General features: G+C 43.8%; 6 protein-coding genes. 4 read left to right on the top strand and 2 right to left on the bottom strand.

What is annotated here, in order from left to right:
- Positions 1 to 672 precede the first annotated feature (672 nt).
- Complete coding sequence (gene speB, locus OCW38_RS06280) at positions 673 to 1,599, bottom strand: agmatinase (protein WP_261895460.1); 927 nt, start codon at positions 1,597 to 1,599, stop codon at positions 673 to 675.
- Positions 1,599 to 3,488: an arginine decarboxylase gene (gene speA / locus OCW38_RS06275; protein WP_016787929.1), complete on the bottom strand. Its 1,890-nt coding sequence runs from the start codon at positions 3,486 to 3,488 to the stop codon at positions 1,599 to 1,601. The genes speB and speA overlap by 1 nt, the downstream gene beginning before the upstream one ends.
- Positions 3,489 to 4,067: 579 nt before the next feature.
- Here speA and OCW38_RS06270 point away from each other — a divergent pair.
- From OCW38_RS06270 to OCW38_RS06255, 4 genes are all read left to right on the top strand, one after another.
- Positions 4,068 to 5,504 carry a coniferyl aldehyde dehydrogenase gene (locus tag OCW38_RS06270; protein WP_010438305.1) on the top strand — a complete coding sequence of 479 codons (1,437 nt, stop codon included), beginning with the start codon at positions 4,068 to 4,070 and terminating at the stop codon, positions 5,502 to 5,504.
- On the top strand, positions 5,501 to 6,079 hold the full coding sequence (locus tag OCW38_RS06265; RefSeq protein WP_010438304.1) for a TetR/AcrR family transcriptional regulator: 579 nt from the start codon (positions 5,501 to 5,503) through the stop codon (positions 6,077 to 6,079). The genes OCW38_RS06270 and OCW38_RS06265 overlap by 4 nt, the downstream gene beginning before the upstream one ends.
- Positions 6,080 to 6,565: 486 nt before the next feature.
- Positions 6,566 to 8,140 carry an ATP-binding cassette domain-containing protein gene (locus tag OCW38_RS06260; protein ID WP_010438299.1) on the top strand — a complete coding sequence of 525 codons (1,575 nt, stop codon included), beginning with the start codon at positions 6,566 to 6,568 and terminating at the stop codon, positions 8,138 to 8,140.
- Positions 8,141 to 8,254: 114 nt separating this feature from the next.
- Positions 8,255 to 9,493, top strand: a complete 1,239-nt coding sequence (locus OCW38_RS06255) for a leucine-rich repeat-containing protein kinase family protein (RefSeq protein ID WP_010438297.1) — start codon at positions 8,255 to 8,257, stop codon at positions 9,491 to 9,493.
- The last annotated feature ends 51 nt before the right edge of the window (positions 9,494 to 9,544 follow it).

Raw genomic sequence — 9,544 nt, 5'->3', positions numbered from 1 at the left:
ACATCCCCCGTTGTCACAAAGCACTGTTCTTCAGAGCTGTGAAAATTATTTGTAATAGCAATTTCAGGTTTTAATCAAACTCATACTTAACTCTTTTCAATGACAATTCGTTCTTATGTCCAAACCACCCTTGGAGGGATGTATTTCACCTGTTTTATTATAGTTTACTTACTCTTAAGCCTAGTCTTCCCCATAAAAAATGCCATGTCTGTGCTAAGAGACGTCTTTTCTAATATTTAAGTTTTCTTTGAAAGCTTAAAAAGACTAGCTAAAAGTTAGTAGGATGCCGATTAATATACAAGTGATTTCACAATGTAATTGCACCTTTTCATTTTATAAATATATACAGTAATCAAATTGATAAATCATTAACGAATACAGGGTATTAGTTGAGGTGAGCTATCCATCGTTAGTAAAGCGAGGTAAGTCCCAGCTTTGAGACATTACTCAAGATCAAGGTGATGAATTTTCGCTCAAAAGCCGTGCTATAGCTTGTATGTTACGTAGCTATCGGCACATTAGTTCACGGAAACGGCAAGACGATTTTCACAGCCCTAAACCTTTGATTTTAGTTCTCTTAAAAACAAAAAGCCCATCAGGTTCAACCTGATGGGCTTCTGAATAAATAGGTGACACGTTCGGTTAGCTAACCAATACAACTAACCACTAGTGTCATTTTGTTAAGCGGTTCGCCGTCCAAACGTAAAGCAGCTCGAGAGCAATCGTCGCACCAGCTAATGCTGTAATCTCGCTTTGGTCATACGCTGGAGAAACTTCTACAACGTCCATACCAACCATATTGATGCCTTGCAGGCCTCGGATGATTTTCAAAACTTTATCTGAATTCAAACCGCCGCATACCGGAGTACCTGTACCTGGGGCAAAAGCAGGATCCAGACAATCGATATCAAACGTTAGGTAAACTGGCTTATCACCGACAATGCCTTTCACTTGAGCAATGATCTCGTCCACGCTCATGTCGTTCGCTTGCATCGCGTTAATAACGTTAAAGCCGTGGCCTTCCTGCTTGTACTCTGTACGAATACCAATTTGCACTGAATGTTCAGGCGAAATTAAACCTTCATTTGGCGCATGGTAGAACATAGTGCCGTGATCGTAACGACTGCCCTGACTGTAAGTGTCAGTGTGCGCGTCGAAGTGAATCAAAGCCATCTCACCGTACTTCTTGCCGTATGCTCTAAGTAAAGGCAGTGTAATGAAGTGATCGCCACCTAAACCTAACAGAGTTTTACCACTGTTTAGAATCACATCAGCCGCCGCTTCCAAACGTTGAGTTAGGTCTTCTGCATCACCACAATCAAACACAAGGTCGCCAGCATCAATCACTGAAGTATGTTCAAATACATTGAAGTCCCAAGGGAATTTTTTGCCTTCCCACGCCAAGTTCACCGACGCACGACGAATCGCATCAGGCCCCATACGAGCCCCCGGTCGACCCGACGTAGCCATATCTAACGGCGCGCCCAGCACAACCACATCAGCATCATTGTCGATTGGATTTTGCACCAATGGACGACGCATAAACGTCATTGCATTGGAGTACAGCGAGTAATCTGGTTTAGTAAATAGATCGTTCATTAAAAATCCTCAAGATAGGTGTAACCCATCAAACCTTGCTCTAACTCTTCAAGTACGCTTTGTTGCTCTTGATCTGGTACTTTCGCCGTGACCAAATCTTTGTAGTTCTGACGAATCAGATCCGTATCGATGTGAACATAACGCATCATGTCTTCAACCGTATCGCCTTCATTGATGTAGTCGATATTCGCTTGACCACTTTCATCAACATTCACCACGACACTGTGGGTATCACCAAATAGGTTATGCATATCACCCAAGATCTCTTGGTATGCGCCTACTAAGAAAAAGCCCATCAGGTATGGTTCATCTGGGTTCCATGCAGGAACTGGCAGAGTCGTTTCAATACCTTGACCGTCAACGTACTGATCAATCGTACCGTCAGAATCACAGGTGATATCCAATACAACAGCGCGTCGCTCGTCCGCATTATCCAAACCACTTAGAGGCAACACAGGGAATACCTGATCGATACCCCAAGCATCTGGCAACGATTGGAACAACGAGAAGTTAACAAAGAACTTGTCGGCTAAACGCTCGCTCAGCTCATCCAAAATAGGACGGTGGTAACGGTTCTTAGTGCTCATACGAGAGCTAAGTTCGTAGTTAATACGCAAAGACATCTGCTCTGCCCAAGCACGGTGCTGAAGATTCAGCATGCCTGTTGCAAACTGGTTGTGCGCTTCTGCGATATCACTCTGAGTGTCGTTATAGATCTCGATCAACGCTCGGTCATCGTTGCCTGCATCTAGTTCTAAGAAATTCTTCCACATGTTGTGTAGCAACATTGGTGCGTCAGCTTCTGGAGCCGCCATATCTTCCGGAAAATAGCTTTCTGTACCGATCACATTAGTCACAAGCACAGCGTGATGCGCAGTCAACGAACGACCAGATTCCGAAATAATCACAGGTTGTGGCTGATTGTAGAGCTTACAAATGTCCCCGACTGTCATCACAATGTTTCGAGCGTACTCAAGCAAGCCGTAGTTCATTGAGTTTGAAGACTGGCTGCGTGTGCCGTCGTAATCAACCGCCAAACCGCCACCCACATCGAGGTACTTCAATTGAGCCCCGATATCGCGCAGTTCACAATAGAAACGCGCCGCTTCACTCACGCCATTTCGCACATCACGAATATTGGCCATTTGTGAGCCAAGATGGAAATGCACTAACTCGAGAACATCGAGTTGGTCTTCTGCTTTTAAACGTTCAATAACGGTCAATACTTGTGATGCAGACAATCCAAACTTCGACTTTTCGCCACCACTTGCTTGCCATTTACCTGCACCTTGAGAAGCAAGACGAATACGCAAACCTAAACGAGGTTTCACGCCAAGCGCTTTCGCTTCAGAAAGAACAAGATCAAGTTCTGATAGCTTCTCTAGAACGATAAATACTTTATGACCTAGCTTTTCGCCAATCAGCGCAAGACGGATGTATTCTCTGTCTTTGTAACCATTACACACAATCACCGAGCTCGCTTTTTGAGCCAGCGCCAATACCGCTAATAGTTCAGGCTTGCTACCCGCTTCTAGGCCCAATTGCTTCTGCTCTAATTGAGCTTGGCTCGCTAAGATCTCATCAACCACTTCTTTCTGCTGGTTCACTTTAATCGGGTAAACAAGCAGGTAACGGTTGTCGTACTGATATTCGTCGATCGCTTGGTTAAATGCGTTACAGATATTGTGCACACGTTGATGCACTATTTGAGGAAAACGCACAAGAGCAGGCAAACCAATATTTCGCTGCTCTAACTGTTTTACGATCTGACTAAGCGGAACTTGATGATCGGTTTCGCTCGGTGAAACATACACCTCGCCGTTATCATCAATTCCATAAAAACCTTGGCTCCAGTGCTTTACATTATACTCAGCACGGATGCGTTCCAAATTAACCGAATTTTCCAATTCTAGAGACCTCACACTATAGGGCCATCGACAGAAGATACCTCTTTGGAATAGCGAGGTATAACCCAACAAAAAACGCTCAAAAACGATTTGTTGGCTGCATTAACCGATATTATTAAGAGTGAGTCCAACCATTGATATTTGTGGTTACGATTACATTTTTTTATCGACGATCCGACTTAAAGTGACAAGTAAGGAATTACAAGGTTTTAGGCTAGAAAACAGGCTGAAATGCATCACAACTCAAGCACTTTCCCACAAAAATTTAGGTGCAAAAAATGCTAGTTATACATCAAGTTTTTCGAAAAATAAGTGAGGTTAAGTCAAGGTCATGACAAATATCAGCACTTCTCAGTCAGAGCTCCCATTATCACCAGCACTGCATATACCCTATGATTCTGTACCCATTAGTACCTCGTTTTTCCAACTAAAAACCGCTCGCTTCAACGTTGTGACCGCTCAAATATTGAGCTTTTTCCGTTCATCTCTTGTAAACGTCGAAATCTTCGCGTAGATTTAACTGACCAACCAATCGGTCAGCTTTCGAATTTAGGAGATACTATGAGCCATAATCTAGACTTTGAACCAAACCCGTCGAGCATTAACGACATGGATCAGATCTTCAACCGACAAAAAGATCACTACCGCAATAATGTTAATCCTACGCTTGAGCAGAGAAGAAAAAATCTCTCCACCTTAAAAGCATTACTAATACGCAACCAAGAGCAATTGATTAACGCAGTGTCTGAAGATTATGGTCATCGCGCAAAACACGATAGCTTGATCGCTGATATTACCCCTTCTCTTCACCAAATTAATTACAGTGATAAGAATCTTAAGAAATGGTTAAAGCCATCGCGCCGTAAAGCAGGTTTGATGCTAACACCGGCTAAGATAACTGTGCATTATCAACCTGTTGGCGTTATCGGCATCATTGTGCCTTGGAACTTTCCTGTCATGCTCTCTTTAGGGCCTCTGATCACGGCGTTAGCGGCGGGTAACACTGCGATGCTCAAGATGTCTGAGTTTACTCCTGCGACCAACCGTGTTTTAAAAGCCATGCTGGCTGAAGGCTTTAATGAAGATCAGGTCGCAATTATCGAAGGCGAAGCTGACGTTTCTGCTAAATTTAGCCAACTGCCGTTTGACCATATCCTATTTACCGGCTCGACCTCTGTGGGTAAGCACGTAATGAGAGCGGCAGCCGACAACTTAACGCCTGTCACTTTGGAATTAGGCGGCAAGTCTCCAACGATTATTGCCCCTGACTTTGATGTGGCTGACGCTGTTGAACGCATCCTGTTTGCAAAAAGCTTAAACGCAGGTCAGATTTGTGTAGCTCCCGATTACATCCTATTACCACGAGAAAAAGTCGATGCATTCATTACGGCTTATAAGCGTTACTTCCACAAGCTATATAAAGACGGTATCGAGAGCAAAGATTTAACCTCAGTGATCGATATGCGCCAATACAATCGTTTGAAGGGTGTAATTGCAGATGCTCAATCTAAAGGCGCGGTTATTCACACGGTAACCGAGCAAGCACAGGACGATGTGAACCACAGAATGACGCCACACCTTCTAACAGAAGTGAACGAAGATATGATCGCAATGCAAGAAGAGTTGTTTGGCCCTGTTCTGCCTATCGTGCCTTATGATTCTATTGAAGAAGCGATTAACTACATCACAACCAGAGAACGTCCACTTGCTCTGTACCTGATGAGTCATGATAAACAGATCCAAGATCAGTTCTTATCGAACACGCATTCTGGCGGTGTTTGTATTAACGACTCTCTAGTACACGTGGCTGCAGAAGATGCGCCGTTCGGTGGCATTGGCCCTTCAGGCATGGGACACTACCACGGCATTGAAGGCTTCAAGACCTTTAGCCATGCCAAAACCGTTCTAAGTAGAGGAAAAATTAACTTCACCAAGTTAATGCACCCTCCTTACAACAACCCAATTAAAAAGCTTCTGTTCAAAGTACTTAATAGATGATTACGAAAAGACAAAAAATCTTAGATGCAGCGCTCCTTCTCTTCTCTCAACAAGGGTTAGAGGGCACATCTACCGGACAAATAGCGAAAACAGCCGGTGTAGCGAAAGCAACGCTGTTTCACCACTTCGAAAACAAATCTCTATTGATAGACGAATTGTTTCGCGATTTGAAGCTAGAACTGTTCTCGACCCTTCAACCACACACAGGTATAGCAGAACAAGATCGCTACCAAGCCTTTAAGTTCATGTGGATAACAGGGATTGAATGGGCACTAGAGAATCCAGTTGCGATGAAGTTCTTCACCAATGTTCATTTCGACCCAACGACTCAAACTCGAGAAGTCATTGTTTCACAGATGTTCGCATCGTTAGACGAGATCATTTTGAAAGGACAAGAAGACGGTGAATTGATGTCATTAAACATTGATCTTGTTAGGCACTTCATCCATAGCCACTTTTTGATTTGTGCAAACTGGCTCATTGAGCAGAGCGAATCTCCGCCAGAGAAAACATCGAAGTACATCAACGATAGCTTTGATATGTGTTGGCGAGCCGTTGGTGGGCAAATACAATAGCCCTTCTGATCTCTAGATACTCCGCTATCAAGTAATTAAAGCGTCACCAAATTAATTAAAGCGCCACACAGGCGCTTTAATTATTTGGATACATTTTAATCACGTCACCATATTGACCCAGAGTACGTTCTTTCAGTAACATCACCCCATCATTTCAAAAGAGAATAACGCCATAATGAAGTACTAACATCCTGACATCCGATTTATTTTTATAAAAATCATTTGGACACTCGGGGTTAGTGGGCGTTACTTCGTCACCTATTTCTTGAAAAATCAAGCTATTGAAGAGCCGTCGATTTAAGGCCAACCTCTTTAAGATCAGTATCTTGAATAAAGAGAACATTTCAGCAAGATAATCTCTATCTTTTGCTGTCATCCTACTTAAGTAACGTCTTTGGCGATCTAGACATAGAATCCCACGTAGGAGTCTATCCAGAAAAGCGCCTCACCCCTTTTACTCGTTTACACGTAAAGGGAGGTATTTACATGCCTATTATATTAGCCAACAATCTCTCATTCCAGCTTGATACTGGTGAATGGTTATTCAAAGACATCACCTTTAATTTGAGCACTCGCCTCACCGGCCTAGTCGGCAGAAATGGAGCTGGGAAGTCACTACTGCTTTCGTTACTGCTCGGGCAAATACAGCCAACATCAGGCAATGTTTCGCGCCAAGGTTCGATTGGTTTTTACTCTCAGTTGCCATCAGCGCTACTGGATACAAACATCACCATCGCTGACTTCTTGGGGATCACCAAAAAGTTAGGCGCATTACACGCCATAGAACAAGGTAGCTGCGAAATTCAGCACTTCAATATCATTGGCGATGATTGGGATTTAGTCGCCCGTACTAAGCAGCTTCTCGCTACATTGAAAATAATTAGTGATTTGAACACGCTTTGTTGCTCTCTGAGTGGCGGGCAACTCGCCCTGTTACAGCTTCATCAATTATTCACATCAAACCACGAGATACTAATTCTCGATGAGCCTTCAAACCACTTGGACAGTGACGGTCGCAACTGGGTACTCGAACAATGCCAGTTGTTTGCAGGCAAAGTACTTATTGTTAGCCATGATCGAAGCTTATTAAAACATATGGAGGGGATCTACCACTTAAGCAGCTTGGGCCTACGTTTCTATAAAGGAAATTACGACGATTACTACAAACAAATTTCTAGCCAAAGCGAAGCGCTAGACAAGCAGATCGCGCATCATCAATCGGAGAAAAAGCGACTCGAGCGCCAAGCTCAGACTAACAAGGAAAAAGCACAACAACGTGAGTCTCAGGGTAACCGACTAAGAAAGTCAGGTAGTCAATCCAAGATATTATTGGATGCAATGAAAGATAAAGCAGGTCAAAGCCAAGCCGCACTGGCGACAAACCAAAGGAACCTCATTGACCAAAACCAACATAAACTTCAGTCGCTTAAAGGGCAGAAGGAGCGGTTAAAACCGCAAACTTTGTATCTGCAGCAGAGCAATATCAGTAAAAAGAGTTCTTTGTTAACCGTTGAAAACTGCCGCCTTGTTTACGGCTCTGGTGCACCAATCAGTTTCTCTCTATCGCAAGGGGAACGGTCTTCTTTAACCGGTGCTAATGGGTGTGGAAAGTCGACGCTGTTAAAGGCCATTCATGGGCAACACTCGAACTATACAGGCTACATTAAACGCTTAGGAACCACAGTATACTTGGATCAACACTTTGGACTGCTGGACACCAACGATACCATGTTCGATTGCCTGGTGACACATAGCTGCGGCATGACAGAAAGTGACGCACGCACCTTGTTAGCTGGCATCGGGTTTAGGCGAGACTCCGTATACCGAAAAGTGGCACATTTAAGTGGTGGTGAAAAAATGAAGCTGGCGATGTTGATCGTTAGCCACAAGCAAGACTCCCCGCTTCTATTACTCGATGAACCGGACAACCACCTAGACATCGACTCAAAGCAAATATTGGCGTCCGCTTTACGTGAATACCAAGGCGCATTTATCTTGGTGAGTCATGACAGCGACTTTGTTGAGGAGGTCGGTGTCAGCCAAAACCATATACGACTTTAACCTTCGTAAATTCGTTCACTTAGTTTAGTTAAGCGAGCATCGTTCCGGTGCTCGCCTTTCTTGATTGAGACAAGTAAACTACGCGCCTCGAACATCTATTCATAAGGCTAAGATTTGCATACTCTAGAACAATTAAAATCAGGGCAACTAAACGGTATTAAGCGCTTACAACTGTCAGAAGGCCTCACCGAGTTTCCTTTAGAAATCATTGAGCTTGCAGATTCTCTTGAGATCCTAGACCTTTCAGGCAATCAGCTGTCAGATCTACCAGAAGAGTTATCACAGCTGACTAACCTGCGTATTATCTTCGCGTCGAATAACCTGTTCACGCACCTGCCTGATGTTCTGGGGTCACTTCCTAAGCTCGAAATGGTTGGCTTCAAAACCAACCAAATCAAAATCGTTAGCGAGCAGTCTCTGCCGATTCAACTACGTTGGTTAATCCTGACCGACAATGAGATCGAGGTTCTGCCTAGCTCGCTAGGTGAAAGACCGCGACTACAGAAACTGGCATTGGCAGGCAACAAGATTCGCGTTTTACCAGAAAGCATGGAAAACCTATCAAACCTTGAACTGGTTCGTCTGTCTGCAAACCAACTGACTGAATTCCCAGAGTTCCTTATCAAGCTACCAAAACTGGCTTGGTTAGCGTTTTCGGGTAACCCGTTTTGCAAACATCCCAGCAGCTTAGATAGCGTGCCTGCCGTAAGCTCGCAATGCTACTCACTCAATCAAGTGCTGGGCCAAGGTGCGTCTGGTGTGATTTCTCATGCTAACTGGTTAAATGGTGACTTTAATTTCCCACAAGAAGTGGCGGTTAAAGTATTCAAAGGCGAAGTAACAAGCGACGGTTACCCACACGATGAACTCGAAGCGTGCCTTCAAGCTGGTCATCATAGCAATCTAGTGAAGTCTATCGCTCAAGTTGATGAAGAGAACTACCTAGCATTGGTGATGGAGCTTATCCCGAGCAACTACTACAACCTAGGTTTGCCGCCTACTCTTGAAAGCTGCACTCGCGATACGTTCAACGAAGGCTTCGAGCTTTCAATTGCTCAGATCAATAGTATTACAGAACAGATGATTGATGTGTTTGAACACCTTCATACCAATAAAGTTTGTCATGGTGATCTATACGCACACAACACTTTAGTTAACGAGCAAGGTCAGATGATCTTTGGTGACTTCGGAGCGGCAACTATCTACGGTTATCTGACTGAAGAGCAGCAACAAGGCATTCGTCGAATTGAAGCGCGTGCACTGAAGTACTTTATTGAAGACCTATTGACGGTATGTGCAAAACAAGATCAAGGCAACGAGCTTTATACTCGATTGGCGAACTTCGAAGCTTAATAACTTAATAACTTAATAACTTAATAACTTAAACTACTCAGTCGAATTGAA

Origin of the sequence: Vibrio cyclitrophicus, assembly GCF_024347435.1 — a bacterium.
GTDB lineage: Bacteria > Pseudomonadota > Gammaproteobacteria > Enterobacterales > Vibrionaceae > Vibrio > Vibrio cyclitrophicus.
The sequence above is the reverse complement of the archived record's forward strand: the minus strand, read 5'-3'. Positions and strand labels throughout refer to the sequence as shown.